General features: G+C 74.9%; 2 protein-coding genes. Both read right to left on the bottom strand.

What is annotated here, in order from left to right:
- The coding region (locus PROKR_RS21100; protein ID WP_425414921.1) for an AAA family ATPase at positions 1-267 on the bottom strand (267 nt) is incomplete at its 3' end.
- A 94-nt stretch (positions 268-361) separates the two neighbouring features.
- Positions 362-1,059, bottom strand: a 698-nt coding sequence (locus PROKR_RS21095) for a DUF3152 domain-containing protein (protein ID WP_051433212.1), incomplete at its 5' end; no start/stop codon positions are given.

The following is a 1,059-nucleotide window of genomic DNA, read 5'->3' as shown; positions in this document are numbered from 1 at the left end:
GTCGCGCAGGCGGGCGGCGGCACGGCGCGACGACGCGAGGACCAGCACCCGCTCGGGCTTGACGCCGGACCGGAGCGCCCGGACCGCGACCTCACAGGTCACCGTGGTCCGGCCCGACCCGGGAGCGCCCAGGACCAGCGTCGCGGGCCGGCTCAGCGCGGACTCGACGGCAGCTTCCTGGCTGTCGTCGAGCGGCACTGAGGTGGCGCCGTCGGGACGGGTCCCGGGCGGCGCCAGCCGAGGTGCGAGGGTGAGGGTCGGTGTCACGCGGACGATCGAACCACGAGCCACTGACACTCCCCGACGCCCCGCGCGGAGGTGTCACAAATGCCCGATTCATCCCCCGGCGTACCGGGAAACGTCACTCCTTGCCCGCGTCCGGCGCGGGCCACGGCTCCGGGATGCAGCCGCTCGTCGTGGTGGTCTGCTGCACCATGATCGTCGCGTGCCGTCCCTTGCCGCGGCACAGGTCGTGGTGGTACCCGATCACGTGCCCCACCTCGTGGTTCACGAGGTACTGCCGGTAGCGCGTGACGTCCCGCCACGCGTCGGACCCCGTGGCCCAGCGCCGGAAGTTGAGCACCGCGGTCTCCTTGATGCCGCAGGACAGCTCGCCGATCGTGTCCAGCGGCAGGCAGAGCCGGTCGGTGGTGCCCGGGCTCGCGAGCACCACGCGCGCGTCGTACCGGTCGGAGTCCGTGCGGGCGAACGTGGACCCGTCCGCGCCGTGCCAGCCCCGCGGGTCGTTCAGCGTGGTCAGGACCGCGTCGGCGAACGCCTCCGGGTCCACCGGCAGCCCTTTCTCGACGGCGACCTGGACGCGCCAGACCTTGCCCCGCGCGGGCGCCGCGTGCGAGCCGGAGGCCACCACGAGCTTGCCGGACAGCCTGGGCTCCACCCGGACCGCGCTGCCGAGCAGCCCGGTGCCGACCTCGGGCTCGAGGACGGCCGGCTCCGGCGGGTCCGCCTTGCCCGTGGACGGCACCGACCGGGTCGCGTCGTCGACGTCGGACGCAGCTCCCTCCGCCTCCAGCGGGACGACGGGCGCGGGCGGCGCCG

Source organism: Promicromonospora kroppenstedtii DSM 19349 (assembly GCF_000515355.1).
In the GTDB taxonomy this organism is placed as follows: domain Bacteria; phylum Actinomycetota; class Actinomycetes; order Actinomycetales; family Cellulomonadaceae; genus Promicromonospora; species Promicromonospora kroppenstedtii.
The sequence above is the reverse complement of the archived record's forward strand: the minus strand, read 5'-3'. Positions and strand labels throughout refer to the sequence as shown.